Source organism: Paenibacillus woosongensis (genome assembly GCF_030122845.1).
GTDB lineage: Bacteria > Bacillota > Bacilli > Paenibacillales > Paenibacillaceae > Fontibacillus > Fontibacillus woosongensis_A.
The window spans coordinates 225,670-251,710 of the sequence record NZ_CP126084.1 but is presented as its reverse complement, the minus strand read 5'-3'; the positions used below and the strand labels follow the sequence as shown (position 1 = coordinate 251,710).

Genomic DNA, 26,041 nt, shown 5'->3' with positions numbered 1-26,041 from the left:
ACCGGCTCATACCGGTGTCAGCTCTTTATTTGGATTAAGGTAGCAATAATTGACTGCTATACACAAATATGAAAAACTTGGGTTAGGTGATGAGTATGGATATTCCAAACAATAACAATATCGTCGGGAATAAAGTTTCCAACGCCCAAAAAGGCGGCAAACGACCCGGAGCCGGCCGCAAGCCTATCGGCCTGACCCGGAAAATATCCTTGACGCTGCCGCCCGCCTATGGGCGGAAATCGACCGGCGCTGCTACAACTCTGATTATTCCATTTCGGAAATATTAAGAGCGATCGTAGAAGACTACCTGCAGGAAGCAGACCTTCTCGATACGTCGAAGTAAGGAGGGATTGGCATGGCGGATCAGCATCATTTAGAATTGCCCGATGGGCGACAGAATAAATCCACAACCTCATAACACACAAGCCCCACCCCAATGGGCCGGGCTTTCAATTACTCCAAATGCTTACTGCAATTTAATAAATTACAGCGCCAGCCTGACTGATCATAGGCTAAAATCGTCAAAGAGGTGTTCGTCAAGTGGCCCTGCACCACCGTTCCGTAACGATTAGCGATTACGGGTTCGATCATGCCCCCGTGACTGACGATCAGCAACCGCTTCCCTTCATAGATTCTCCCCATCTCTTCATAAAAGGAATCCCAGCGATGAAGCACAGAATCCAGTGGTTCTCTTCCTAAATCCAGCTCGCGCCAGTTCTCTCCCCAGCGCTCGATTCTTTCTGACAGCGTCGTTCCTTCCAATTCTCCGAAGCTGCGTTCACGAAGCCGTTCATCCGCTCCCAGGAACGGAATACCCGAAGATCCCGCCAACAATTCTCCCGTCAGCCTCGCCCTGTCCAAGTGACTGGATACAATTCCGTCCCACTCCGCAGCGTCAAGCCTTCGTCCAAGCAATAAAGCCTGGTCCCTTCCGGCCGCGGCTAGAGGAATATTTGTCATCCCCTGCATGCGTCCAATTAAATTCCAATCCGTGATTCCGTGACGGATGAATCCTATTTTGATCATGTCGCTATAAAATACTTTGCATGCTTCTCCAAAGTATCGTTCGACTCATCGGTAATAATCGTGCATTCTTCGATATCAAAAGCCTTGCAGAAGGTCATTTTATCAGCCTTGGAACTGTCTGCCAGAACAAATACATCGGTCGAGTTGTTCTTCACGATTTCCTTCTTCTTGGCTTCCTTCGGATCCGGCGTATTAATCCCGCCTTTCAGAGCGTAACCGCTGGCTCCTAGAAATGCCTTATCAAAAAACATACTTTCTAATTGAGTTTCCGTTAAGGGGCCAGAAATAGATGCCAGAGACTTCGTGACTTCTCCGCCTAAGACGATACAACTGAACTTGGCATCATAAATTTCAGGGATTACTTTCGTGTTGGAAGTAACTACTTTTATGTTTTTGTCTTTCAGATATTTGATCATCTCGAACACGGTTGTCCCGGAGTCGATATAGATGACATCTCCCTCATTGACTAGAGACGCCGCAAATTTGGCGATTTGATCCTTCTTTTCGATATTGATTAACTCTTTCGTACGGATTGGAGTTTCATAGGAGTCCTCCTTGATCCGGACGGCGCCGCCGCGCAGAAGCTCGATTTGCCCTTCCTCGGCAAGCGTCTTCAGGTCACGGCGAATGGTAGACAACGAAGCACTTTTAATCGTTTGGGCCAATTCTCCAACATATACGATCTCCTTCTTCTCTACCTCTTCAAGAATCTGTTTTCTGCGAACATATGGAATCAAATTTGGTCACCTCAGCCCTTTAACACTACAGCCATTCCGGCCTAAATCTAACCTAATTATATCATATGCCCCGTCTTTAAGAACGGGGCGCTGCAAGCTCCTCTAATGTCGGCATCGCAGGCTGCGCACCGATCCTGGTTACAGTTATAGCTGCTGCCCTTGTCGCAAATTCCGCCGCTGCGGTAATCTCCGTATCTAGCAGAAGCTGATAAGCCAATGCGCCGATAAAGGAATCTCCTGCACCGGTCGTTTCAATCGCATGGACTGGCCGTGCTTCAATGTGAATATTAGAGGCGTCGTTAAACAGCACGCTCCCCTTGCTTCCTAATGTAATGATCAGCAGCTCCCCTGTTTTGTTATAGAGCTCTCGTCCATATTTCAATGCAGATTCCAGATCATCAATCTCCTGGCCGCAATAGAATGAAGCCTCCGGTTCATTGACGACCAGGCAATTTACCTTCGCAAGTGCATCAGCGGAAATTGCCGCAGCAGGAGCCGCATTCAGGATCACATAGCAGCCAAGTTCATGAGCCCGATGAATGCAATATTCCACGACCTCAACCGGAACTTCAAGCTGCAAAATAACGATGGAACTGCGTTTCAGAAGAGACTCAATCGCATCGATTCTCTCCTTTGTCATTGTGTAATTGGCCCCTTTGGATATGGTGGCCATCAATGATCCATCTTCCAGCGCATTTACGACGCCTACGCCTGTTGTTTCATTTACTCTGGCTACATAATCCGTATTCACGCCGTAACTCTTCAGCTCTTGCAGCAGTTGATCCCCCATAACATCCTTGCCGGTCGAACCAACCAGGTAGGTGGGAACACCAAGCTTGGCACATTGCACCGCTTGATTCGCTCCTTTGCCCCCGCCTGCAACGGACATGTGCTCGGCTGAATAGGTTTCGCCTATGGCTGCCAAGCGCTGCTGTTTAAAAATAATATCAAAATTGATGCTCCCTATCACAGTAATAACCTTGTCCTTCACTCAACTCCACTCCATCCGCTTGCGAACTTTGATGTCTGCCCACTCAGATTTTGCCCAATAATCTTTTGCCAAAACCGCTGATTTTGCTTTGCACGACTTCAAAATAAGCCGCTACTGCAATAATAGCTCCTGTAGCTATATACTGCCAGAATGAATCCACGCCAACGACAACCAGGCCGGTCTTTAATGCGGACAAAATAAGAGCGCCAAGCAGGGTGCCGATGATGCTGCCCTTCCCTCCAGCCAGACTAGTCCCGCCAATAGCGGCTGCGGCGATCGCATAGAGCTCATAGCTCTGTCCGGCGGCTGGTTCGCCTGTGCCTAACCGGGCCAGCATCACCATTCCGGCAAGCGCCGCTCCAACGCCGCACAATGCATAAGTCACAACTTTGGTAAAATCGACATTGATGCCAGATAGCCGTGTGGCCTCTTCATTACCGCCAATTGAGAATATAAAGGTTCCTGTTCTGGTCTTCTTCAGGATGACATGACTTATAACTGCAAATGCTAATAGAATTGGAATGGATATCGGGAAGTCCCCGACCAGATCCCCATCCATCATATTGCGGAAATTCTGGGGAATATTCAGTACAGGCCAGCCTTTGGTGATGATATAAGCCACACCGCGGAAAATACTCATCGTCGCCAATGTCGCAATAAAAGGCTGCAGCTTGAACTTGGTGACAAGCAGACCGTTAAACGCCCCAATTAACGCACCAAGCATAATCCCTAGAATGATAGCTAGAACAGGGTTCATCCCGCTTTTCGTCAAAAACCATCCTACGCTGACAATGACAATCGCCATAATTGATCCAATAGACAAATCGATGCCGCCCGTAATAATAACAAAAGTAATCCCTATCGCCAAAAGGCCGTTAATCGTGCTTTGGTCGACGATGTCCAGCAGGTTGGCAGGACTCAAGTAAATAGGATCAATGATAGCAAAAACGGCCACCAACAGAAACAAAGTGACAAGCAAGCCTACTTCCCTGCCCATATTTTTAATCATCCGGTTAAATAAGTTCATGGCTACTTCTTCGAACCCCCCATGGCATAATGTAATATGGTCTCTTCATCAAGTTCATGCCTTTGAAGTTCCTTCATCATTTTTCCTTCATGCATGACGATGACTCTATCGCTCATTCCAATGACTTCCGGAAGCTCTGAGGATACCATAATGATAGATTTTCCAGCTTCCAGAAGCTCCTCCATCAGCCTATAAATCTCTGCTTTAGCACCGACGTCAACCCCTTTAGTCGGTTCGTCGAAGATTAAGATATCAACGTTAGTAGAGAGCCATTTCCCTAATACCACCTTCTGCTGGTTACCTCCGCTGAGGTTATAAGTCATATAATTGGGATCTTTGGGGTTCAGCTGCAGATCATTCGTTAGCTGCTTGCAGTTATCTATTTTCAAATTTTGATGAATGAAGCCCATTGGTGAGAACTTGTCCAGAGCAGCCAGGCCCATATTATCCGCATTCGTCAGATTGCGAATGAATCCCTGGGTTTTGCGGTTCTCCGGGATGAGCCCGATACCCTGCTTCACTCCTTGCTTTGGTGTCCTGATCTCCCGCTTCGTGCCTTTTATAAATATTTCGCCGGTTGTCTTCCGGTCAGCCCCGAATACCGTTCGTACCACATCCGTACGTTTAGAACCGACCAGACCCGAAAACCCTAAAATCTCGCCCTTATGCAATTGAAAGCTTATATTCTCGAAGACGCCGCTTCTGGACAGATTCTTTACTTCCAGTACAATTTCATCTGTAGCGAGTTCCGGCTTTTTGCGCTCAGCGAACGCGGCCACTTCCCGGCCAACCATACTTTGAATCAGCTTCTGGCGCGTCATTTCTTTTGTTGGATAAGTGCCTACGAATTTACCGTCCCGCAGCACTGTAATGCGATCGGAAATTTCAAATAACTCATCAAGGCGATGCGAAATATAAATCACGGTGATACCATTGGCCTTTAGTTCCCTTATAATCTCAAATAACGCCCGCGTCTCATTTTCGGTCAGCGCAGCTGTAGGTTCATCAAAGGAGATGATACGGGCTTCATGAAAAAGAGCCTTCGCGATTGACAGCATTTGCATTTCGCCTGTGCTCAAGGTACTCACCAAATCCGAGCTTCTAAACTTGCATCGCAGACGCTGGAGTATCGCGTCCACCCGGAGGTTCATCGTTTTAAAATCAATAAAAACACCCTTCTTCGGCTCATGCCCGAGGGCAACATTCTGTCCAACCGTTAAATCTGTAATCAGGCTTACCTCTTGGTGAACCTTGGAAATGCCTGATTTAATGGCATCATTGGCATTCCTGAAGGAAGCCTTTGCTCCATCAATCCAAACTTCACCTTCGTATTCGTTATAGATGCCATGCAGAATGTTGAGCAAAGTGGACTTGCCGGCTCCATTCTCGCCAATTAACGCATGGATTTCACCCTCGAGCACATTGAAGCTAATGTTATCGAGTGCTTTTACTCCGGGAAATGTCTTTGATATGGCCTTGAAATCAATCATTGGATTTGACATCGTTCTCCACCTTCTTTATGAGAACAGCCGGAAGATCAGCGGTCTGTCCGGCCGTTCATTTGGATCAGATTTATGGATTACTCAAACACTGCTTTCTCCCAACCAATAATTTCTTCTGCCGGCGTATTGACGTTAGAACTATCAATGAGAGCCTGAGGAGTCCAAATGACTCTCGGCATCTCCTGCCCTCCAAGTACACGAAGCGCCGCTTCTACGGCGATTTGCCCTTTGTATTTAGGGAAAGAGTCGATGGTTGCCGACAATTCGCCTTTTTTAATCGACTCGTAAGCTTCGCCAATACCATCAACGCCAACTACAAGAATATCTTTGCCGGACGCCTTAACCGCTTCCACAACACCGAGCGCCATCGTATCATTGTTGGCAAAAATCGCTTTCAAATCAGGATGCTTTTTGATCCAGGTTTCGGCAAGATCTCTCGCTTTGGAACGATCCCAGTCCGCGTTTTGTTTCTCGACAATTTTAACGTCAGGTGCGTTCTTTGCGATCCAATTCTCGAAGCCGGCTGTTCGCTGACGGGCTGCAAACGCTTTCGGCATTCCGATAACGATAGCAATATCACCTTCGTGATTCAATTTCTCTGCGATCCATTCCGCAGCCAACTCCCCATTTTCAATCGCTTTTGGACCTACAAAATATGGAGCGGTTGCAATCAATCCATCATTAACGTTAATCACCGGAATATCTAGTTTTTTGGCGTCTTCCACACCTGGCGTCAGGTTGCCGTCAGAAATCGGAGAGAGCAGCAATGCGGAATACCTCTTATTAATCATATCTTTAACAACGGACAGCTGACCTTGTTCGTCCCCTTCCCCTTGAGCCGCCTTCACGTCGATGCTAAGGTCGATGCCACCCTTTGCCATTTCCTCTACGCCTAGCTCCATTCCTTCCTTGAGCGTTCTCCAATACTCATTTTCAAAAGCTTTAGAAACCGCGCCCAATATAATCGGCTTAGCCGGTTTCGGGACAGCTCCATATTGTTCTCTCAGCTGCTTGAATTCTACACCGTCAGCCTCATCAGGATTGAATTCAACCGCATTTGCGGGGTCGGCAGATTCGGGCTTATTATTGCCTGCATTGCCTGATTCGCTAGTTCCGCCGCAAGCGGTTGCAAAAACTACGACACACATGAGCATAACAAATGTTTTCAAGATACCTGTTCTCATTCTCTTTATCCCCCTAAGATAGTATAAGTTTCAAGCAACCAGCCGTGATAAACACGGTTTAGGTTGCAGGAATACAGCCGCTATGATGGTGTTTTATTTCAGGCAAGCCAACATGATTTCTTGCGCGGCAACAGCATCATTCCGGTCAATGATCGATTGGATCCGCTCGACACCGATTTGATCAATTAACTGCTCCAATTTGCTGAACATCGCAATGTTTGCCTTAAGCTCGTCTAATGGCTGTTCACGAACCGGGAACGTATCGAAGTAAACAACTCCCTGATAATTATACTTCTTCATATAAAAGATGAATTCCAGCGTTTGAATAAAGTTGACTGAACCAACCATCAACCCGTCATCATTGAGCTTATTACCGTCATTTATATGAATGCCATGGAGCTTCCCGCGCTCGGCTACCAGGCTTAACCCATAAGATGGATTCTCTGCCTTCATAAGCATGTGGCAGAAATCAAGGGTAACCCCCAGATTGGAAGCCCCTACATCTCCAACCATGAGCAGAGTATCGGCGTAGCTGGAGATGAATGAATATGCTCGCGGCTGGAACGGCTTATACTCGATGCTGATTTTTAAATCGGAGCCGTAGCGGCAAATCTCTTCGATCGCGCGGGCGACCTGGTTCCACACCTGTGCATAATTGATTTGAAAGGAGTAATCAAAGCCCTCATAACCGAGCCAGATGATGACATGCTCCCCGCCCAGCTCCCTGCAAACATCAATGGATTGCTTGCACAGTTCAATGGCTTTGCGCGCCACATCCGCGTCAGAATTCCCCAGCTCTCCGTTAATAAACTCCTTCCGGAATCTCGGATTAATGGCATTCAGCTTAATGTCGTTGCGCTTCAACGCATCCTTGATCTCTTCTACAGAGTTGGTTTGAAAATGCTCCGGGTAATTCAGATCGACATGAGTCACGCCAGATACCGCAGCGACTTGGTCAATCGTCTCGACGATAGAGCTATTAGGAAAAGAATTCAACCTAGTTGCGAATTTCATGGATAACTCTCCTTTTCAGTTCGGTTCTCTCTTATCTATCTTCTCTATTGCCAGCAAAATATAGCTGGTTTTTTCAAAAATTATCAACCCTCCTTAATTTTTTTGACGATTTTTGTCTCATAGTGAAAAATAATAAAAAATATTGATCTGTTATGATTTTATAGTAATTGAGTGACGCCATGTTGTCAATAAGTTTCATTAATATTCATTTATTAGCGATAAAAAAAGAAAATATATGAATTTTAGTGAAACACAATGTAACAATGATCAACAAAAATCCACAGCCATACCGGCTGTGGATTATGCATCCAATCTTACTATTGCTATATTCCTATTTCTCTCATCTTCGCTGTTACTTGCCCGACCCTTCCATCGGTGTCCGTTCCGTTATACTTCGGAAGCTTCAATTCGCTGACGATGGTTCCATCGCGCATGAACATAATACGTTCCGTCCGTGCCGCAACCGTGGCGTCGTGAGTGACAAGCAGAATCGCGGTCCCCTCTGCATTGATTTCGGAAAATAGGTCCATAATCTCCTGTGCCGATTTAGAATTGAGCGCGCCCGTAGGCTCGTCACCGAATATAATTTTCGGGCTATTCATCAGCGCGCGGCATATTCCCGCCCGCTGCAGCTGGCCTCCGGATACCTGGGTCATGTCACGTTTCTCAAGCTCGGCAATGCCTACTCTTTGCATCAGCGCTCTTGCCTTTGCCGTAATTTCTGCGGCGTTCTTTCTGCTCCCCCGCATGGACGGAAGAATGATGTTGTCAAGGATGTTCAGGTGCTTCAGCATCGTCGGCTGTTGAAATACAAAGCCCATCTGGGTTCTGCGCATATCCGCAAGCTCATTCTCCCCAAGCTTGGATAGATCCTTGCCGTCAAACAAGACCTTGCCGTCATTTACGCGATCCGTACCGCTCAGTGCAAACATCAGCGTTGATTTTCCCGAGCCCGAAGGCCCCATAACGGCCACGAACTCGCCTTCCTCTATTTCCACGGTCACGCCGCCCAATACGTTGCGCCTTTCATCGCCCTCGCCGAAGGTTTTTACGAGATGATCTCCAATAATGATTTTCTTCATAGGCCTACTCCTTTATATGTTCGGAAATGGTGATTCGACCCGCGCCCAAGGTGCCGAGGATGGTGGCGATCAGCACCGTGCCGGTCATCATCAGCGGATTTAGCAAATAGGCCGCAAGCGGCTCGACCGTAAAACGAAACGCTGCCGCTCCAAAGGAGGAGATCACCGCCCCCGCAAGCATCTCGCCTAGCGTATTGGCCAGAAGCGTCCCAAAGACAATGCCGATGATCAGCACGAATACCGCACGTGATACATACTGTGCCTGTATATCGGAACCTGTGAAGCCGAAGGCTTTCATGACAGCGATAGAGTATCTGTCTTTGGCGACAAGCAGTTTCATGAACAGCAGTGTAACCAGTACCATGATCATGAGGGCCACTGCAACGGCCGCATAAGAGGCCTTTTCGATGGAGCTTATGGTGGAACCAAACGTCTGTGCAATATAGGCATCCATATCCGATACCTTGGCGTAAGCAAATCTGCCCGCATAGTCCGTAACCTTGCTGTGGATCAGGGATGGATCTGCAAGCTCTGCACAGATGATGTACCACATCACGTCTGACGAATGGTCATTGAAAACTGCCTTTGCCGTTTTGCCTCCGTTTTGAACGTTTTCGTAGCAAACACGGCATACTCGGAAATGGCCTTATCATCTTTCATTGTCTTTAAAATTTCAGCGGCTTTGTCGGAAATGCGGTCGGTCTGCTGGAGATCAACGCGCAAATCATAGCTCCCGACACCCATATATTGAATGAAGCTTTTGGAGGAAATCGTGTTGTACAGATTCTGCGGCACAATCACGATAAATACGGCAATGATCAGCACGATCAGCATGGTGGCGTACAGTTTTTTTCGGGCCAGAACGTCCTTGACCCCTAGAAAAATATTCGTGTTGAACAGCCGGTTCGTGCTTAGGCGCAAGTGCTTTGTAACTGTCGCTTTTTCCTGAGAGTTGCCGAAACGAATGGCTTCCGCTCCAGAAATCTGCCGAAAACGTCTCAGCACGCCATTCACATAAATCATAATGGCGAGAAAAACAAGCAGAATGCCGATGATTCCAAAGAGCGGCGCCAGGGATGCGTTGCGGCTCTCCCCCATATACAGCCGGATATTTTCAAGAAGCAGATCTTTGAAGACCAAGGACAGTCCAAAACCCGCCAAGCTCCCAGCCACTGCAATGGCCGCATATTTGGCGAGATAAATCTTCTTGATGTCGGAAATACGCAGCCCTAATGTCTTCATCACTCCGATTTCGCGGTAATCGTCTTCGATTTTTGCAAGGAGCGTAAACCGGATGCACATCAAGGCGATAGCCACCAACAGGATAACCCCGATCATCATCCCATCAGAAATCGCATTGATCATTTTGAAAAGCGGATATGTAATCGTCGGCCCGTTCGCTTCGAGCCCTGCCGCAGCATAGGCCGTCTCGAAAGCCCCTAATGCCGATAAATCCTTTAACCTGAATTCAATCAAATATTCTGTGCTGCCCAGGCTTTTTAAATCGGCGTGGTCCTGGGCACTGACCAGAAATCGCTTGGAGGAAGAGAGCATGGAGTTCATCTGCGAGTCGCGCAGAAATCCCGCTACGGTAAATTCCTTGCCGCTGATGACTGCCCTGTCGCCAAGCTTGGCCGTGTTATCCCTCATATAGTTGACGGGTACATACAGCTCGCCGTCAGATACGTCTATGATGTTCCCGTTCAGATCAAGCAGATAGTCAAACTTATCGCTCTGTACGCTGAATCCGTTATCCTGGACACTGTCCGCAAGCGAGTGATTTCCTAACTCGATCCGGGCGCCGTCCATATTGAGAAACTCCAGCACTTGAAATTCATCCACATTGCTGTGCTGATCCGCAAATTCCGTTAGCCGGGCAGAATCAAGTTCACCTGCATGCATCTGCATAAAATGAGGCGTCTCCGCCCGTGTCATCAGCGTATCTATCGCTCCCGACAGATGGACAATGAGTATCGCCGCAAGCGAGACAAGCATAGCTGCCGCTGCTACAAATATCGTGGTCGTCAGCGTGATTAGTTTGCTGTTTGAAATATCATTGCGGATTAATCTAAAATACATAAGTCACCCCTGTGCCTCAGGATTCATCCCAAACATCTTCATCGTGTCCCTCAGGCTTCCGCTCTCTGCGCCAAGCAGCCTCTCCACATTGCAGATCAAGGCGTGCATTCGCGACAGGAGCTCCTCATCCGTCAATGCAACCATGTCATCATCAAAGATGGTATTCGCATAAATCACAATCATTTCCATGCACTCATAGGGATACGGCGTGTGGAACATTCCCTGCTCAATCCCCTCGCGGATGATGTCCGTTAATATCGGCGGAACGCCATGGATAATGACCTTTTGTATTTTCTGATGCATCAGCGCGTTCTGCGGCTTGTGGATATGCTCCATAATCTCCTTGCTGCTTCCGCCGCTTAGGTTCAGTGCCATGACAACACGGATCATACGCTCGACAACGGGGATGCTCCTGTCTGCGGCAGCATGCTGAGCTGCGTCTAGAAGCCGGGCGCTATACCGCTCAATGAGCGCGTCCATAATATCTTCTTTCGACTTGAAGTGATGATACAATGTTCCCCGCGCAATTCCGACCTTCTCGAGAATATCGTTGGTGCTTGTACCATCAAAGCCCTTTAGACCAAAGAGCTCATCCGCCGCATCCAGTATTTCGTTTTTGCGCTCCTCTGCATTTTTTACAATTCTCATTGATATGCCTCCTTGACCTTGCATCGCCTTACCGACCGACTGCCTGTCTATTACATCGTAACATGTCATTTTGAGATGTCAAGAGGCTCCGTTTGAGCATAAAAAAGCCCGGCCTTCATGCGGCTGGGCTTAACCATCCGACTTCACATGTTAGGATTACTCCTCCATAAATCTTAGCCTAAGAAAGCAATAGAGCGTTTTACTTTCCTTGCGAATGCAATAGGATTGTCGATCGATTCCCAATGGATATACATGAGACGCGGTTGATCAAACAGCCAGTGATTGTGGACTGCCGTTACTTTAATCCCGTTCTTGCGAAGATTGCTTAGCAATTGATTGACTTGGTTCTGGAAGAGTGCCGTTTCCCCTAAACAAAGGGCGCGCCCCGACTTATCCAGCGATTCAAACGAGAACAGCTGATAACGCACCAATGGAGATGTTGTCTTTCTGCCCAGAATAGAAGCGTTTATTCTCCTATTTCGAGATACAAAACACACCGGCCCTTTGGTTATTTCGTGCTCCGTTCCACCTAAGATGCTTGAGAACCGATCACATAATCTTCTAAAGCGAGGACTTGCTTTCACTTGCTCCGCCAAATGAGTTCATCCTTTCCATTCATAATAAAAAACTCAACCCCAACTGCGTCAACCCAAAAATGCAATCGATTCTTTTGTATTTCTGGCAAACACTACAGGATTCGAAATGGCCTCCCAATGCATATACATTAAGCGCGGGTTTTCCTTGAGCCAGTGATTATGAAGGGCAGTCACTGTTATTCCCCGTTTACGGAGATTCGAGAGCAAACGGTTAACCTGGTTTTGATGTACGGCTGTCTCCCCCAGACAAAGCGCGCGCCCCGACTTATCCAGCGATTCAAACGAGAACATTTGCATCTGAACCAACGGGGACCGCGTTCTTCTGCCCAGGATGGTCTCGCTTAAATTCGTCATCCGCGTGACAAAACAAACCGGCCCCTCCTCAATTTCAGATTCGCCCCCCAGAATTCTTCCAAATTGATTACACAGCCTTTTGAATTGCGGACTTACCTTTACTTGCCCCGCCATGTCAATCCTCCCTTAATCATTTTCTAACCATCTTATGACCGGAAAGAAAAAGTGAATTAGGCGAATCACTCATTTAAGCACAATAAAAAAAGACACTAACCCATTCAGAGTTAGTGTCTTCCGTGTTAAGGAGTCTAAGACGACTTCTTGCCTATGTTCATCGTTAAAATGCCTGTAAGGTGATCATACGACACCTTGACCATTCTGCCGTTTAACTTAAACTGCTCCGGAATGTCGTTGCGATTAAAGTAATTCCAAACCGTCTTCCATTTCTCCTCGAAGTAGAAGTGGAATAATTGCGCTGAAACGACCGGAATCTTGAACGATTCCGACAACGTCGCATCCGGCTGTCCGGGAGGCGTCCCCCATCCTGTAAACTGAAGCGTAACCTCCGTCCCCGTATAATTAATTGATTCGTATCTATTCCGGTAATACAACCAATATCAGAGCAATAACAAGAATCAGCTTAGTTAGCCGTTCAACCAGACGGTGGCCCGCATTTTGTTCCTTGCTGCCAACTGCATCGGCGGCATAAGTGTTCAGACGCTGCTTCAGCTGTTTATCGACGGCAAGCTTGCCAATCAGAGCTGCCAGCATCAGAAAGGCTAAGACCAAGTGCCAATAGGCCGATGACAGCCGAGCGAGGACCCGGATCACGTCAACGATCAATAATGCCGCGGCCGAGACTAGCGCCAACCGGTTATACCTGTTCCAGGCGTTAATGGATATCTCCTCAAGCATCGGAGCCAGATCCGAACCAGAGCTTAACGCCAGCTTGCCGGACAACAGCGGACGAACCGCTGCGGCCATCACGATCCCCCCGCCAATGATGAGGGCCAGTGCAAAATTTTCAATGGCTTGCAAGATGAGCATGAACATCGTAAACATCTCCTTTTTAACTATCATTCTAAGTTGGTCAACCAACCAAATTTTATTAAAAAAAAGAAAAGCGGCCTCTTAATCTGTAATATTATATCTAGCTCGCAGCATTTTCTCTAACTCTAAGTATGCACCGTCTATATCAAACTCTGGATTTAACAGCTTCTGCAAAGCCAACCCGTCAAAGCAGGCCAGCATAATGGCCGCCACCGAAGCTGCTTCTTCTCCGGCATGGCCAACAATCTTGTGCAGAATTGCCTCAATCCCGGTTCGTGCATTTCCCAGCAAGGCATTTACACTATCCGAAATTTGCGGATTGCGAAGCCCCAGGGCAAATAATTCGTATCGGAGTTTATACCAATCGGGCTGCCTTTCGACACGATCCTTAGGTTCGTTAAGAGCCGCCTTCGCGAGATGCTCCGCAGGTACGCTCGATTGAAGCCTCTGCATATCCTGCGTGTACTGCCTGGAGGAAGCTATTAGCAGATCGGTCAGGATTTCTTCTTTATTGCGGAAATAATAATGAATCAATCCGGGCGTAATCCCCGCCTCACTGGCTATATCTTTAATGGATGCCTTCTCGTATCCCTTTTCTGACATCACTTTATATGCCGCATCAACGACTTTATCCCGCTTCTGTTGTACCATGCAATCACCGCATTTCTAAATTTGGTTGGTTGACCAATTGAAGTCAAATATAGCACAATAACCACCATATGCCAAGAGCCCACAAAGAAAAAAAAGACACTAGCCTGGATAGATCAGTGTCTTTCCGCCAAGTCTATTGGGCTGAGTCCCGCCTAACTGCAATAATACTCGGTTCTGCTCCGATGGTGCGGCGGAGCTTTTTTCTCGCTTCCACCGGCGTTCTGGCCGTCACCGGAGCTACTTGCTGTTCACCGCCGATTTCATAGGTTACAAGAAAACATTTCTCGCCACATCTCATATTGCATCTTCCTATCTCGTTAATCCATACACAAACTATGATAGCAGCCGTCCAAACAGATCCTCCAAATCCTTAACTTCAGCTAGCCCGTTAACCTTCACCCTGCCGTCAGGCGCAAGACGCACCTCGAGCCTGTTTGGAATCTCTGCCAGCTGATCCTGGAGATGAAGGTACCGGTCCGTCAGGAAATGATAGCGCTGATTGGAGGACCCTACCCAGGGACGGCTCGTATCCAGCTTGTCCTTCTGAAATGGCCCGTCAATCAGCAGATCGGTCACCGCCAATAAGTCAAGGTAATCCTGGTTTCCCGAGCTCCGCAAGTTTTCAATCAGGTAACCCGTGAAGGTCATTACTGACAGCCCCGAATTCTTTAGGATGCCGCCTAGCTGAGCCAATGCCCGGGCTTGGGCAAAAGGCTCCCCGCCCAGAAAGGTCACCCCTTCAACTTCAGGACCCTGAAGAATCTGTTCCGCCAGTTTCTCTACCTCCATCGCGATCCCCCCGTCTGCCGCCCAAGTAAACGGAACCGCACAGCCAGGGCAGTGAATGGGGCACCCCTGTACCTGAATGCAGGCCCGTATGCCGGGCCCCTCCACTCTTGTCGCAGGTATAAATTGATGTACGCGCAGCAGCATCAGTAATCCACCACCCGTGCGTTTGGCTTCAGCGGTGTTGGCGTTGGGGATACAGATACATCTATTGGTGTAAAGACAACCTGCTTACGCAATCTCTCTACTTGGTGAGGCTTCAACCCTAACAATTCCCCCACCTCTTCGGGAGACCGGAAGCCGCCAATGGCTTCACGCTGCTGCACGATTTGCCCGGCTCCGGCCACTCCGACGCCTAGAACTTCAATCAACTCCTCCATGGACGCGGTATTGATATCCACAGATGCTGGCTCGCTCGTGTCCTTCGCTTGCACCCGGTCCAAGGCTAGTTCAATCGAGCCCTCTATAGATTGTAGGGGCGGCATAAACTGGGGCTCCAGCGCAGCTGGCGATAGAGCTGGAAGGACAAGCTCGGCCATTTCGGGCTGCCTCATGAACGGAATCCAGTCCGGCATTCCCGGCTTCCAAACATGGGCCTCTTCCGGCCGAATTTGCCCGCTGCCCAATAAGCTTTTAATCAGATATATATCGTACGGACCATAGGACTGCCCGGCAATGGCCACCATCCACTTCTCTGTTGGCGCAGGCAGCGGTGGAGCGATCACCTCATCCTGCGTGACTTTTTCATTCAATTCAGCTTGCTCTTGATCCTCAAATAACGTAATGATATAGCTCTGAATATCCTGAAGCAGCTGAACCAAGGCGTCCTTATCAAATTGACCAGCGGACATATTGAAATAATTGCCTGGACCAAGCTCGATGTCATAATCTCCGCTCCGCATGACCGAGACCTGTATGAGCTCCTCCCAGCTCAGATAATTCTTCCTGGTATCCGTCGCCCAGTCATTGCGCCAATATACTCCGGCCTCGGTAATCAGCAGCCCATTTTTACCGCTGCCAAATACGGTAGCGTCTATAAAAGCAATGGCATGGCCCTGAACCGGGATCGGTATCGCTCTACAAAACTTAGACAATTTGTTGAGCGGAATCGCCTCTGCGACGAAATAGCCAGACCCCCAGTAACCCGCGCAAATGCGCTCAATTTTATTAAAATCTATGGATCTCATCCTGCTCAACCCCTGATGTTGATCGTAAGTACTATAGAGTTGTCCTCCAGCACTTCTTCACTTTCGACAGTCATGTTCTTTGCTTCCACACGTTCCTTTAGCTTCTCATAGACCATGGACTGCAGGCAGCGTTTATAATCCTCATCTACTTCGGATAGGTATTGATATACTTTGCGCAAATCCGGCGCATTGTGAACCTCGACGTAAAATGGGCTGTCATGGGATTGGGACTGCCTGAATATCAGCAGGGAATCCTCTACTCTGCATTTCATGCCCGAGCCCTCACGGACCGGGTTAACGCCGAATTCCTTCAGTGTTCTGAACAAAAGCTCCCCGTCCCGAAAATTGGTAGGAAAGGTCGCTACGGACTCGGCAGTCTCTGTGGCTGATGTCATGGTCATCGTGTCGCCCTGTACCTGAAGCTGCTCGAAAATCTGCCGCCCGGCCGCCTGATTGATCTCAGCCATGAATTGCCTGATTTTCTGCCTGGAATCAGATCTTCCAAAGACCGCTGTCCATTTACCGTCATCGAGCTCCCAGAAGAAAAACAGATCTTCCCCGTCGATATGGGTTTTATAGCTTCCTCCCCATTTTTCCGCATCGTATCCGGCCTTGCGTACCGTGCGCACGAGTTCAAGCTCATTTTCAAAGGTGGAGGGCTCCTTTACTTGCATCGATTCGGCCCATCTGTCAAATTTGTCCTTACCCATCACCAGGCGCAGCGTAAGCGCGACAGGAATCAGTGCGATAGAAACCGACATTTATACTCCTCCTTCTCTGGTCTTGATCTGATTTACATCCTGCTGCTGAATTTCCACTTGCTCCGTTTCATAATATTCATCCGTATATTCAGAATCTATCGTTTCCGCGTCGAGCAGCTGTTCGAGAATTTCTATATAATCCGTGCAGGATTTCCCCTTGATTCCGATAACGTCTGCTTTAATTTGTCCATCGGGAAAAATTTGGACCCGAATCTGTTTCTTTGCCATATCCCCCGCTCCTTTATCCAAATCTAAATGTTATGTATTTATTCGACATACGGAAATATATCCCTGCCGCGACAAAAAGGCCGCCCCAAAGCGGATCGCTTTTGAGTACGGCCTTTATCTGTATGAAGCGGGGGGCTTCCTATTTCAAAATTTCTTCAATACGGCTCAAAACGTCTTCGCTGAGCTCGATGCCCGACGCTTTGGCGTTCTCCGTGACCTGCTCTGGACGGCTGGCGCCCACGAGCGCGCTCGCTACGTTCTCATGGCTCAGAATCCAAGCCAGCGCAAGGTTACCCACGGTAATTCCCAGCTCTGCCGCAACTGTTTCAAGCTGCCGAACCTTGGCAATCTTCTCCTCCGTGATGCCTTTGCGCATCCACTCGAGCTTCGCCGCGCGGCTGTCCTGCGGGATGTCGGTAGCGGACGTGTATTTGCCGGTCAGCAAGCCTTGTGCAAGTGGAGAGAAGACGACTTGCCCGATGCCGGAACGTTCGCAGAGCGGCATGACTTCCTTTTCGATATAACGGTCGAACATATTGTACACTGGCTGGTTGACGACGATACGATCCAGCAAATAACGGTCGGCCACGCCAAGCGCTTCCGCGATTTGGGAAGCTTGCCACTCGCTGACGCCAGCATATAACACTTTGCCTTGGCGAATCAGATCATCGATAGCGCGCAGTGTTTCATGCAGCGGCGTTTCCGGATCATGGCGATGGCAGTAGAAAATATCCACATAATCGTGTCCAAGGCGCTTAAGGCTGGCATTGGCCTGTTCAACGATATGCTTGCGCGACAGTCCACGGTCGTTCGGCCCTTCGCCCATCGGCCAGAATGCTTTCGTTGCCAGCACGTAGGATTCGCGCGGGTAAGCCTTCAGAGCTTTCCCCACCAGCTCCTCCGCGGCTCCCTTCTCATAAACATTGGCTGTATCGAAAAAGTTGATCCCCAGGTCGTAGGCCGTTTTAATGGAATTTACCGCGTTTTCGCGTTCCACGTAACCACCATATGTAAGCCAGCTGCCCAAGCTGATTTCGCTGACTTTAAGTCCGCTTCCGCCTAATCTTCTATATTTCATTTTATAGGCCTCCTTCATAAATGTTTGTAACCCTTTTCAATCTCCCTTTTCATTCTATATAATCTCATATACAATTTGAAGAAGTGAAATGTTGTTCACTTAATTATATGAGGTATAGGTACTATACATAATATAGTATGAATATTGGAGGGGTGTTCTTATGACAACGGCCAAAAAAACCAGCAGCTACATTCCAAAAACGCCTGAACATATCGAATGCAACATCGAAAAAACCTTGGATGTTCTAGGCGGTAAATGGGCATTTCTTGTCATTCGGGAGCTGTTCAACGGCACGCTCCGGTTCGGGGAGCTGCAGCGAAAAATTCCCAGCGTAAGTCCTCGTGCCTTGACCAGTACGCTCCGTCATCTGGAAGAGAAAGGGGTTCTGGAGCGGAATGTATTCCCGACGGTGCCCGTGACGGTCGAATATTCGCTGACTCCGAAGGGGCAGGATCTGCACGTCATATGCCACGAGATGAAGCTGTGGGCGGCCCGCTGGACCTAGGCGCTTTATTCGCCAGCTCGGGTCTCGGGTCTGCCTTAGCGTACTAACCACGCAGCAGAGATTCCCCGCCATCGATATAGACGTCTGTACCCGTAATGTGAGACGACCGATTCCCGAGCAGGAACGAAACCAGCTCTGCTACCTGCTGTGGACTGGCCGGCCGATGCTCAAGCGGCATGCCGCCATGCGGTAATTGAACCGGCAGCTCCACAGCCTCGAGCTCGGGTTTCTCATCTATGCTCGCCTGAATATTTGTTTTCACGCCGCCGGGACAGATGGTATTCACGCGAATGCCGTATCCCGCCAGCTCGAGCGGAGCCATTTTGGCAAAGGTGCTCAGCGCTCCCTTTGATGTGCTGTACGCCGACATCCCGACCTGGGAGATTACCCGGTTGCCGCTCACCGAGCTTGTAATCACAACGCTCCCTCCCTGGCGCTTCAGATGCGGAATGGAATACTTGACCGTTAGAAAGACGCCTTTTAGGTTCGTGTCCATGACCTGATCCCAATTAGCGGGCTCCATCTCCTCTATGGACGTTAAGTCGCCTACGATGCCACCGTTTGCAAAGACGCCATCGAGCTTCCCCCACTGCTTGACGACCGACTGTACCGCCTCTTCGACATCGCCTGGTTTCGTCAAATCGCAGAGAACCGCCAAGGCCTCACCGCCCGCAGCCACAATATGATCAGCTGTCTCCGCCGCTCCAACGAGATGGATATCGGCCACGCATACCTGCGCACCATACTCCGCCAGAAGCTCTGCTGCAGCCCGGCCAATGCCTGATCCTCCTCCCGTCACCAAGACTGTCTTTCCAGATAGCTCGCCGTTCTGTTGCGCCATTTGGTTCATTCCTCCCTTTTATGGTAGGATCCCTTCTCGTTTATAATACCCTTGGCTTTACTCTTTGATTACCCGGCTTTACGATCTTTGACGTAACCCTTCAACACAGGAATGCACTTCTATTCATAGCGTACCCGACAGAAATAAACGCCGGAACTATGATCGGATATCAGGTACATTTGCGCATCACAAATTATTGAGAACAAAAAAAGAGGCTGTATCGTAGTCGGAGTAAACCTCAGCAGCAAAACCCGCTCAATTGAGCGGGTTTTCTGTATTATTTATACCGGCGTGGATGTATGAAAGGAAAACGAGGGAATCAAACCTTCTTACAGGTTAGGGATTTGCCAATCTATTTCTTGAAGCCCCATCTTTCGCAGAAATGCGTTAGTACGAGAAAACGGCCTGCTGCCAAAAAAACCTCTATGGGCAGACAACGGACTCGGATGCGGCGAACGAATGATCATATGCCGCGGGTTCGTAATAAGCTCTGCCTTCTTCTGGGCATGGCTTCCCCATAACAGGAATACGACAGGCTCACTTTTCCGGTTCACCGTCTCAATGACTTTATCCGTGAAACTCTCCCATCCCCTGTTTCTATGAGAATTCGCTTCATGCGCTCTGACCGTGAGCACAGTATTTAGAAGCAATACCCCTTGCTGTGTCCATGTAAGCAGATGACCGTTATTCGGAATGAAGCAGCCCAAATCATCCTGCAGCTCTTTAAACATATTCTGCAAGGATGGAGGTGTGCTTACGCCCTCTTTAACAGAGAAGCTTAAGCCATGAGCCTGTCCCGGTCCATGATAAGGATCCTGACCCAAAATGACCACCCTAGTGTCAGCTAGCGATGTATAGTGCAGAGCGTTAAAAATGTCGTATTTATCCGGAAAAATGGTCTTCGTTCGATATTCATCAATGAGAAATCGCCGCAGCTTCAAGTAGTATGGCTTCGAAAACTCCTGCTCTAATTCTGACGTCCAGTCGTTCTTCAATATAGCCATTCCAAGTTCTATCCTCCCGCGAAGAAATAAATATAACTGAATTATATCATAGGGTTCTTTTCCGTTCGGTCTTGATGTTGCATCTCTATGTAGATATCGTTTATATAGTAGAATACTAGTATGAATATAAACCTTGTCACCTGGCTGAAGGAGATCTCATAATGAACCAACCATTAAGTATTATCCCGGATAAGTGGAAACGAAATGGGATTGTAACGATCGGCGGCATATTAATCGGGGCAGGACTTGCCGACTCCCTCATCGCCCTGAATCAACTGGATTTAAATCAAATCGCTAGAGGACTAACCATCTTTGGCGCAGGCCTCACCATCCTAGTCATCATGGATAACTCCAAAACACAAAAGGACGCTGAGAAAATCCAACAAGAAACCCAGCTCCGATTAGAAAAAGTAGAGGAAAAGCTAAATACAATGCATCAATCTCAACAGATGACTAAAGAACAGCTGCATGAAATAAAAGAACTGCTGAAAAAATCAAATTCGTAGGGAAGCCCCCTCTGCCCGTGCCGGCTTGGAACCCCGCAAGCTACTTCAGACTGGACAGCTTCTCCAGAAAGTCTGCCACAATTTCCAAAGACGGCGCGTCGAAGCTCGCCAGCAGTTCCATTGCCTTCTGATCCTTCTCCTGGTGAAACAGCCGATGCAGTTCGGCCAATTCGGCGCCAAGCGGAGTCACAAAGAAATAAATTTCCTTCAGGTTGTCCGGCAGCTGGGCTTTCCGAATCAGGCCCTGCTCCAGCAGTTTGCGGGTAATTTTGGAGACGGCACCTTTTGTTAAGCCCATTTCGCGGGCGATATCGATCCCTATAATACCGTCATGCGCATGGATGACATCCAAAACGTGCAGGCTGGAGATAGATAGGCGAGACACCAGCTTTTTCAGCCGATGGTCGGCGACGCGCTCCGTCAGCCATAGCCGATCTTGATCCTCGTCGCTTTCGCTGATGAGGATCCGGTATATTGATTTTTCGATGCGATTTTTGAGCTGAAGCAAATCATCATTTATATCTGGCATAAGGCAAGCCTACCTTTTTTCTCTCCATTATACCATGGTTTTCACGGAAACCATTTGACAGATCGTTACAGCCTTGTTAATATTGTTTCCATGGAAACCATAATGCGAAATATGGTCTTCATGCAGCTTCTACAGAAACCATTTATTTGGAGGGAAATTCTATGAATGAGGTTATCCAAGTCATCCGCCAGCATCGCTCCATCCGCAAGTTTAAAAATATTCCGTTGACTGGCGAGCAAATCGAGGCCATCATCGACGCAGCGCAAATGGCGCCAACCTCGGCGCATATGCAGCCGTTCTCGATCATCGGCGTCACAGATCAGGAGCTGCTAAAGAAGATCGCAGCCCGTTCGGAAAATCCGTGGATCGAGGAATGCGGCTACTTTTTTATCTTTTGCGCGGATCTTCATCGCATGATGCTGGCCGCCGCCCCGGACCAGCAGGAAAAAATGGGCGCCAACCTGAACTTCTCGTATTTTTATCAGACTGCTGTACTAAGCTCCGCGCTTGCCCTGCAAAACGCCAATTTGGCGGCCGAATCGATGGGGCTAGGCGCCGTGATCATCGGCGGGATTACCGGGGCTCTGCCGGAACTGGACCAATGGCTTGAACTGCCGGACTTCGTCATTCCTTTGGTTGGTCTTGCGGTAGGCGTCCCCGATGAATTCCCTGAGCAAAAGCCGCGGTTGCCCAGGTCCGCCGTGTTTTTTGAAAACCGGTACAATCACGATCTTAAAGCACAAGTCGAGCGGTATGACCGGGAAATTGAGGAATATTACGGCGCGCGAACGAACAACAAGCAGAAGGCCAGCTGGTCCGGGAAATTCATCGCTATGCTGGATAAGGATTTGCCATTGGGCGGATATACGGAATATGTGAGAAGCAAAGGATTTGATCTAAAATAGCTGAATCATACTATCTTTTGTACGCTTCCTGTAACTCCGCAAGATCAAATTTCTTCATTTTAAGAAATGCTTTTGTTACGGAAGCCATCTGCTCCGGTGTGCCCTTGCTCATCATCTCGTCCATTTCTCTCGGCACGATCTGCCAGGACAGACCATACTTGTCTTTCAGCCAGCCGCATTGTTCGGCTTCAGGAACTGCAGAGAGCTTGTCCCAGTAGTAGTCAATTTCATCTTGCGTGTCGCAATACACGACAAATGAAACTGCCTCATTGAAACTGAATCTATGCTCATGCGCGCTGTCCATGGCGGTAAACCACTGATTTTCCAGTATGAATTCAGCGAACATGATCGTCCCTTCTTTGTCGGGCTCCATGCCTTTGGGGTAGCGGGCAGTAAGTCCCTGCTTTGAGTTCTTAAATACGGACAAGTAAAAATGAATCGCCTCTTCCGTTTGCCCGCATACCTCACCGACAAACAACATCGACGGCAGGATCGCAGGGCGCTCCTCGCCTTCCGGGTTGGTAAGAATTAATTGCCATGTCATACCGTACTTATCCTGAATCCAGCCATATCTCTCACTGAACGGATACTTATCCAGCGGCATTAACGCTGTGCCGCCATCCGATAATTTGCTCCAAACCTCATTCAATTTCTCTTCCGCATCTTTGTCTCGAGAGGGGTCAAAATTAACCATGACAGACACTGACGGATTGATTTTAAAATGGGGTCCCGCGCTGATCGCCATAAACTTCTGACCCCAAATTTCAAAGGAGACTAGATCGCTATCGCCAGACGGTGTGTTATGTAATGTGGTGACACTCGTCATTTTTGAGTCCGGGAACAAGGAGACGTAAAACTCTGCTGCTTCTTTGGCCTCCTTGTCGTACCATAAATGCGGAACGATCCTTTGATCTGTTAACCGGATGGACATGATTCAACAGCCCCTTTGTGGAGGATTTTTGACACCTCTATTTTGCAAAAATATTGGTAAACTTTTATAGAAATTATAAAGTTCACCAGCTCTATTCGTTATTTTATCACAATAGAGGCAGCTCAACAGCGCGCATATCTCAAAGGCCTGGGCCATAGGTTCCCTCGGATGTGAAGCTGCCCATACCCTTTCATGTTGAATCAAAGAATTTGAGAATAAGCTCATTCTCGGTTTCGATGCAGTAGTATGGATCAATATCCGCCTTCCCGCCTTGCAGTATATTGGCAAGTAAAGGCGAGACAAGCGGCAAATCCGTCAGACTTAAATGCTTTGCGCCTTGAAAATGAACTGTATAGGCTGCTGCTTGAAATCCAGCACCGATATCTTCTTTCGCGAGTTCATCCAATAACTGTTGGACCTGAAGTTGAAGGTCCGCGAAATTTTGGCGTTTTTTGTTCCATGGATTGGTCAATGCACTCAACTCCCTTTTATTATTAGAACAGTAGAGTGCAAAGCCCATCCTTAGAAATATCACGCGGGCGAACACCGTTACTTATCATCCGCCCATGCAAAGGTTCGCCCTAAGAATAGGCTTTGCCTGAGCCGCATATCATGCCGGTAAAATGATTTGCCATCTTATTCAACCACCACCTGGAAATTTTAGCAAAAGCGCATTGATGCCTCAACGCCAAAATACATATAATAAACTGTTGGATTTACATCACCGTATTATCCATTCCCGTATTGGAACGTACGAGGATTTCATCGAATTCGACTTGATGATCTGCTTTGCCTGTTTTACGCGACAGCATTGTGCCCATAAAACCAGCTAGGAAGCCAAGCGGAATAGAGACAATACCCGGAGTCGTAAGCGGGAACCAGGGTTCCCCCACGAACATCGCCTTTCCGGCTTCCGGATGAAATACGTTTGGACTGACGATAACGAGTCCCACGGAAACGATCAGACCCACCACCATAGCCCAGATCGCCCCGTTTGTATTGAATCGCTTCCAGAAAATCGTATATAGGATCACAGGCAGGTTCGCACTTGCCGCAACGGCAAACGCCAGCGATACCAGGAAAGCAACGTTAAGGTTTTGGGCAAATAAGGCCAGGATAATCGAAATGACAGAAATGCCGATGGAAGCGTACCGTGCCATATTGACCTGCTGCTTCTCGGTCGCTTTCCCTTTTCTCAAAATTTGATTGTAGAAGTCATGGGAGAAGGCAGCCGCAGCGGTAAGCACAAGTCCTGCTACAACGGCGAGAATGGTCGCGAAAGCTACGGCCGAGACAAAGGCAAACAGCATATTGCCGCCCAACGCTTGTGCGAGCAGCGGAGCAGCCATGTTCCCCGCTTTATCGGCAGCAGTAATATCGCTATTTCCAACAAAGGCAGCAGCCCCAAAGCCCAGAAAAATCGTCATCACATAGAAAAGCCCGATAATCCAAGTTGCGTATACAACGGAGCTGCGGGCTATTTTTGCATTCTTAACTGTAAAGAAGCGGACAAGAATATGAGGCAGGCCTGCAGTTCCAAGGACTAATCCCATCGTCAAGGACAGGGTATCCAGCCCATCTTTATACTTCACGCCAGGATGAAGAAATTTCTCTTGGAGTGGCGTTGCTTCTTTGACTTGATCGAACATGCCTGTGATGCTCCAGTTGAATTTGTGCAGCACCAAAATCGAGATGAGAAGCGTTCCGGCCATCAGTAGAACCGCCTTAGTAATCTGTACCCAGCTCGTCGCGTGCATCCCGCCAAAGGTGACATAGACGGTCATAAGAATCCCTACGATGATCACAGAGGTTGCAAAGTCAATGCCGAGAAGCAGCTTGATCAAAGCTCCTGCACCTACAAGCTGAGCAATCATGTAGAAGATGGAGATGACCATCGTATTAAACGCTGCGAACCCGCGAATTTTTGCCGTTTTAAAGCGAACGGCGATCATATCCGCGAACGTATATTTCCCTAAATTTCTTAAAGGCTCCGCAACCAAGAATAGAACGACTAAGTAAGCGACGAGGAATCCAATACTATAGAAGAATCCATCAAATCCTGCTAACGCAATCGAGCCCGCAATCCCTAAGAACGAAGCCGCTGACATATAGTCTCCGGCAATCGCCATTCCGTTCTGCCAGCCGGTCAATCCGCCGCCAGCCGTATAAAATTCGCTGGGTGAATTATTTTTTTTCGAAGCCCAATATGTAATAACGAGGGTCAGGGCAACGATCACTAGAAACATCATAAATGCAGCTGTATTCATCGTCTACCTCTCCTTCTCAGCTATAATTTGATGGGAGATTTCATCGAACTTGGCCGCTTTTTTGTAGTAGATCATACATAACGCCCAGGTCATAATAAATTGCAGAAAAGCAAAGACCCAGGCCCATGTGATACTGCCGTAAAAGGAGTGGTTCAGGATGTTTGTGTAGGAAGTCAGAATCGGCAGAGCGAAATAGAAGCAGAGGAAGAAGATCGTGAAAGGAATAATGAATGTTTTCTTGATTCGAATCAGCTTTCTGAATTGATCCGATTTCGCGATGGATGAGTATTGTGCGGGAGTTAGCTTCTGCCTTTTCCGGTCAGCGGTTAACGGTTTACTTACCATCGGTAATCCCCTCTCATTCAATTTAATTTACCTGCAAAGTATAAATACGAAGCGCTTCCAACATCCCGTCAAATGATTAAGGGCCACCACCTTTAACAAAATGTGAACAATTTGTGAATATGCAATTTGAAAATATTATACAACAAGAATTAAAATTGTAAATATATTATTTTATTTGTATTTTATGTAATCCACAAAAAGCCTGTGCGATGTCTACAATTTTACTCTTAAAATGAGAAAACCCGCTCAAAGAGCGGGTTTTCAGTATGGAGGTGAGGGGAGTTGAA

General features: G+C 48.1%; 31 protein-coding genes and 1 pseudogene. 4 read left to right on the top strand and 28 right to left on the bottom strand.

The features are described from left to right. Nucleotides 1–95 precede the first annotated feature (95 nt). A complete protein-coding gene (locus QNH46_RS01235) occupies nucleotides 96–287 on the top strand; it encodes a hypothetical protein (RefSeq protein ID WP_283926577.1) in 192 nt (63 codons plus the stop codon). A 166-nt stretch (nucleotides 288–453) separates the two neighbouring features. Here QNH46_RS01235 and QNH46_RS01230 read toward each other — a convergent pair whose 3' ends face one another. From QNH46_RS01230 to QNH46_RS01130, 21 genes and pseudogenes are all read right to left on the bottom strand, one after another. Next, entirely contained in the window at nucleotides 454–1,026 is a 573-nt protein-coding gene (locus QNH46_RS01230; RefSeq protein ID WP_283926576.1) for a histidine phosphatase family protein, read from the bottom strand. Then, nucleotides 1,023–1,763, bottom strand: coding sequence for a DeoR/GlpR family DNA-binding transcription regulator (locus QNH46_RS01225; protein WP_283926575.1), 741 nt, complete (start codon nucleotides 1,761–1,763; stop codon nucleotides 1,023–1,025). Before QNH46_RS01225 ends, QNH46_RS01230 begins: the two co-directional genes overlap by 4 nt. Nucleotides 1,764–1,839: 76 nt before the next feature. Beyond that, nucleotides 1,840–2,754, bottom strand: a complete 915-nt coding sequence (locus tag QNH46_RS01220) for a ribokinase (RefSeq protein WP_283926574.1) — start codon at nucleotides 2,752–2,754, stop codon at nucleotides 1,840–1,842. 43 nt (nucleotides 2,755–2,797) lie between these two features. Further along, the gene (locus QNH46_RS01215) at nucleotides 2,798–3,781 is read right to left on the bottom strand and encodes an ABC transporter permease (RefSeq protein ID WP_283926573.1); all 984 of its coding nucleotides are present in this window, start codon (nucleotides 3,779–3,781) and stop codon (nucleotides 2,798–2,800) included. Nucleotides 3,782–3,783: 2 nt separating this feature from the next. Further along, complete coding sequence (locus tag QNH46_RS01210; RefSeq protein WP_283926572.1) at nucleotides 3,784–5,283, bottom strand: sugar ABC transporter ATP-binding protein; 1,500 nt, start codon at nucleotides 5,281–5,283, stop codon at nucleotides 3,784–3,786. Nucleotides 5,284–5,360: 77 nt separating this feature from the next. Next, a complete protein-coding gene (locus QNH46_RS01205; RefSeq protein ID WP_283926571.1) occupies nucleotides 5,361–6,467 on the bottom strand; it encodes a sugar ABC transporter substrate-binding protein in 1,107 nt (368 codons plus the stop codon). 93 nt (nucleotides 6,468–6,560) lie between these two features. Next, nucleotides 6,561–7,481: a sugar phosphate isomerase/epimerase family protein gene (locus QNH46_RS01200; RefSeq protein WP_283926570.1), complete on the bottom strand. Its 921-nt coding sequence runs from the start codon at nucleotides 7,479–7,481 to the stop codon at nucleotides 6,561–6,563. 323 nt (nucleotides 7,482–7,804) lie between these two features. Then, complete coding sequence (locus QNH46_RS01195; RefSeq protein ID WP_283926569.1) at nucleotides 7,805–8,563, bottom strand: ABC transporter ATP-binding protein; 759 nt, start codon at nucleotides 8,561–8,563, stop codon at nucleotides 7,805–7,807. 4 nt (nucleotides 8,564–8,567) lie between these two features. Next, a pseudogene (locus QNH46_RS01190) lies at nucleotides 8,568–10,642 on the bottom strand (ABC transporter permease). A gap of 3 nt (nucleotides 10,643–10,645) precedes the next feature. Continuing rightward, complete coding sequence (locus tag QNH46_RS01185; RefSeq protein WP_283926568.1) at nucleotides 10,646–11,290, bottom strand: TetR/AcrR family transcriptional regulator; 645 nt, start codon at nucleotides 11,288–11,290, stop codon at nucleotides 10,646–10,648. A gap of 173 nt (nucleotides 11,291–11,463) precedes the next feature. Beyond that, entirely contained in the window at nucleotides 11,464–11,886 is a 423-nt protein-coding gene (locus tag QNH46_RS01180) for a DUF1259 domain-containing protein (protein WP_283926567.1), read from the bottom strand. Between the two features lie 48 nt (nucleotides 11,887–11,934). Then, nucleotides 11,935–12,354, bottom strand: coding sequence for a DUF1259 domain-containing protein (locus QNH46_RS01175; RefSeq protein ID WP_283926566.1), 420 nt, complete (start codon nucleotides 12,352–12,354; stop codon nucleotides 11,935–11,937). 134 nt (nucleotides 12,355–12,488) lie between these two features. Then, nucleotides 12,489–12,791, bottom strand: a complete 303-nt coding sequence (locus QNH46_RS01170; protein ID WP_283926565.1) for a hypothetical protein — start codon at nucleotides 12,789–12,791, stop codon at nucleotides 12,489–12,491. Next, the gene (locus QNH46_RS01165) at nucleotides 12,775–13,233 is read right to left on the bottom strand and encodes a hypothetical protein (protein ID WP_283926564.1); all 459 of its coding nucleotides are present in this window, start codon (nucleotides 13,231–13,233) and stop codon (nucleotides 12,775–12,777) included. Before QNH46_RS01165 ends, QNH46_RS01170 begins: the two co-directional genes overlap by 17 nt. Before the next feature lie 78 nt (nucleotides 13,234–13,311). Next, nucleotides 13,312–13,881: a TetR/AcrR family transcriptional regulator gene (locus QNH46_RS01160; RefSeq protein ID WP_283926563.1), complete on the bottom strand. Its 570-nt coding sequence runs from the start codon at nucleotides 13,879–13,881 to the stop codon at nucleotides 13,312–13,314. 133 nt (nucleotides 13,882–14,014) lie between these two features. Continuing rightward, nucleotides 14,015–14,179, bottom strand: a complete 165-nt coding sequence (locus QNH46_RS01155; RefSeq protein WP_283926562.1) for a hypothetical protein — start codon at nucleotides 14,177–14,179, stop codon at nucleotides 14,015–14,017. 35 nt (nucleotides 14,180–14,214) lie between these two features. Then, nucleotides 14,215–14,814, bottom strand: coding sequence for a 4Fe-4S single cluster domain-containing protein (locus QNH46_RS01150; protein WP_283926561.1), 600 nt, complete (start codon nucleotides 14,812–14,814; stop codon nucleotides 14,215–14,217). Next, a complete protein-coding gene (locus tag QNH46_RS01145; RefSeq protein WP_283926560.1) occupies nucleotides 14,814–15,854 on the bottom strand; it encodes a helix-hairpin-helix domain-containing protein in 1,041 nt (346 codons plus the stop codon). The genes QNH46_RS01150 and QNH46_RS01145 overlap by 1 nt, the downstream gene beginning before the upstream one ends. Before the next feature lie 5 nt (nucleotides 15,855–15,859). After that, the gene (locus QNH46_RS01140) at nucleotides 15,860–16,615 is read right to left on the bottom strand and encodes a hypothetical protein (RefSeq protein ID WP_283926559.1); all 756 of its coding nucleotides are present in this window, start codon (nucleotides 16,613–16,615) and stop codon (nucleotides 15,860–15,862) included. Next, nucleotides 16,616–16,843 carry a DUF2997 domain-containing protein gene (locus QNH46_RS01135; protein WP_283926558.1) on the bottom strand — a complete coding sequence of 76 codons (228 nt, stop codon included), beginning with the start codon at nucleotides 16,841–16,843 and terminating at the stop codon, nucleotides 16,616–16,618. Between the two features lie 139 nt (nucleotides 16,844–16,982). Beyond that, a complete protein-coding gene (locus QNH46_RS01130; protein ID WP_283926557.1) occupies nucleotides 16,983–17,921 on the bottom strand; it encodes an aldo/keto reductase family protein in 939 nt (312 codons plus the stop codon). A gap of 160 nt (nucleotides 17,922–18,081) precedes the next feature. On the opposite strand from QNH46_RS01130, the gene QNH46_RS01125 reads away from it, so the two are divergent. After that, a complete protein-coding gene (locus tag QNH46_RS01125; RefSeq protein ID WP_283926556.1) occupies nucleotides 18,082–18,426 on the top strand; it encodes a winged helix-turn-helix transcriptional regulator in 345 nt (114 codons plus the stop codon). A 43-nt stretch (nucleotides 18,427–18,469) separates the two neighbouring features. On the opposite strand, the gene QNH46_RS01120 is transcribed toward QNH46_RS01125, so the two are convergent. Together QNH46_RS01120 and QNH46_RS01115 are read right to left on the bottom strand one after the other, a co-directional pair. Continuing rightward, nucleotides 18,470–19,267 carry an SDR family oxidoreductase gene (locus QNH46_RS01120; RefSeq protein WP_283926555.1) on the bottom strand — a complete coding sequence of 266 codons (798 nt, stop codon included), beginning with the start codon at nucleotides 19,265–19,267 and terminating at the stop codon, nucleotides 18,470–18,472. A 329-nt stretch (nucleotides 19,268–19,596) separates the two neighbouring features. Next, nucleotides 19,597–20,271, bottom strand: a complete 675-nt coding sequence (locus QNH46_RS01115) for a uracil-DNA glycosylase (protein WP_283926554.1) — start codon at nucleotides 20,269–20,271, stop codon at nucleotides 19,597–19,599. 161 nt (nucleotides 20,272–20,432) lie between these two features. Here QNH46_RS01115 and QNH46_RS01110 point away from each other — a divergent pair, with 161 nt between their 5' ends. Continuing rightward, entirely contained in the window at nucleotides 20,433–20,777 is a 345-nt protein-coding gene (locus QNH46_RS01110) for a hypothetical protein (protein WP_283926553.1), read from the top strand. A 40-nt stretch (nucleotides 20,778–20,817) separates the two neighbouring features. Here the strand turns inward: QNH46_RS01110 and QNH46_RS01105 are convergent, their stop codons facing one another. After that, nucleotides 20,818–21,306 carry a MarR family transcriptional regulator gene (locus tag QNH46_RS01105; RefSeq protein ID WP_283926552.1) on the bottom strand — a complete coding sequence of 163 codons (489 nt, stop codon included), beginning with the start codon at nucleotides 21,304–21,306 and terminating at the stop codon, nucleotides 20,818–20,820. A gap of 161 nt (nucleotides 21,307–21,467) precedes the next feature. Between QNH46_RS01105 and QNH46_RS01100 the strand changes: the two genes are divergently transcribed. Then, nucleotides 21,468–22,211, top strand: a complete 744-nt coding sequence (locus tag QNH46_RS01100; protein WP_283926551.1) for an NADPH-dependent oxidoreductase — start codon at nucleotides 21,468–21,470, stop codon at nucleotides 22,209–22,211. Between the two features lie 10 nt (nucleotides 22,212–22,221). Here the strand turns inward: QNH46_RS01100 and QNH46_RS01095 are convergent, their stop codons facing one another. The 4 genes from QNH46_RS01095 to QNH46_RS01080 form a co-directional block, all read right to left on the bottom strand. Further along, complete coding sequence (locus QNH46_RS01095) at nucleotides 22,222–23,142, bottom strand: VOC family protein (RefSeq protein ID WP_283926550.1); 921 nt, start codon at nucleotides 23,140–23,142, stop codon at nucleotides 22,222–22,224. Between the two features lie 190 nt (nucleotides 23,143–23,332). Then, the gene (locus QNH46_RS01090; RefSeq protein ID WP_283926549.1) at nucleotides 23,333–23,614 is read right to left on the bottom strand and encodes a hypothetical protein; all 282 of its coding nucleotides are present in this window, start codon (nucleotides 23,612–23,614) and stop codon (nucleotides 23,333–23,335) included. Between the two features lie 244 nt (nucleotides 23,615–23,858). Further along, nucleotides 23,859–25,409, bottom strand: coding sequence for a solute symporter family protein (locus QNH46_RS01085; protein WP_283926548.1), 1,551 nt, complete (start codon nucleotides 25,407–25,409; stop codon nucleotides 23,859–23,861). Between the two features lie 3 nt (nucleotides 25,410–25,412). Further along, complete coding sequence (locus QNH46_RS01080; protein ID WP_283926547.1) at nucleotides 25,413–25,754, bottom strand: DUF485 domain-containing protein; 342 nt, start codon at nucleotides 25,752–25,754, stop codon at nucleotides 25,413–25,415. Nucleotides 25,755–26,041: the final 287 nt, after the last annotated feature.